The 806-nt window shown below is 58.2% G+C and carries 1 protein-coding gene; it reads right to left on the bottom strand.

Annotated features, from left to right (window positions below):
- Positions 1-554: exopolysaccharide biosynthesis protein (locus NW820_RS12980; RefSeq protein WP_414407721.1), on the bottom strand; the 554-nt coding region annotated here is incomplete at its 3' end.
- Positions 555-806: the final 252 nt, after the last annotated feature.

The raw sequence follows: 806 nt of genomic DNA, 5'->3' as shown, positions 1-806 counted from the left end.
ACACAGATCAGGGATCCCAAGCTGCACAGGATCCCATCTTCTTCCAGGAGGCCAAAAGCGGTGACGAAAACCCCCATTGCCGGCAGGGTGTTGGTGCCTGGAACGGGGATGATCATGGAAATCCCCATCAAGCCGATCCAGGTGCCCAGCCAGACTTGGCCGAGCCGTGTGGTGCAAAGCTGCTTCCAACGGGGGCGGGCAATTTTTTCAATGCGCTGCAACCATGGGATCCCAGCCTGCACCCACTTTTGAAAATGCTTCCGTTCAATAGAGGTCTGCAACACCCATTTCGGCAGCCAAGGAGTGGTTCGCCCTGCCAGCATTTGTGCGGCCAGCAACAGGATGACCACGCCAAAGGGAGTGGAATAGCCGGGAGCCGGCAGAGGCAAAGCAGAAGGGAAAGAGAGCACCGCCAAAAACAAGCCAAAACTGCGCTCGCCCGCCAGTTTTAGAATGTCTTCGATGCGGATCAACCCTTCCGGGGAGGGTTCGGGTTGCTCTGGGCTCTCGGGAAGGCGGGAAAACCGGGCTAGCTCTTGAGACAGACGGGCCATAGAGGGGGCAGGGCTGGAGCGGGCAAAGTTTGGCAACGGGTGGGCACTACCTGGAGGGCCAACGATAGCCTACTGCAAATTCAAGTTGTGTTGGATATCTTGAGCAAAGGGGTGGTTTCGGAGAGGTGACATGCTCGGTGACAGGTTCAAGAGGGCCGTAAACATCAGCAGCCTTGAGCGACAGCAGAAGGCTCCGACTCAGTTCCGCAAAGGGGGGCGTGGGCTGGGATGGCTCCTGCTGCTGGGATCCCT

Origin of the sequence: Synechococcus sp. R55.7 (assembly GCF_047461955.1) — a bacterium.
GTDB lineage: Bacteria > Cyanobacteriota > Cyanobacteriia > Thermostichales > Thermostichaceae > Thermostichus.
The sequence above is the reverse complement of the archived record's forward strand: the minus strand, read 5'-3'. Positions and strand labels throughout refer to the sequence as shown.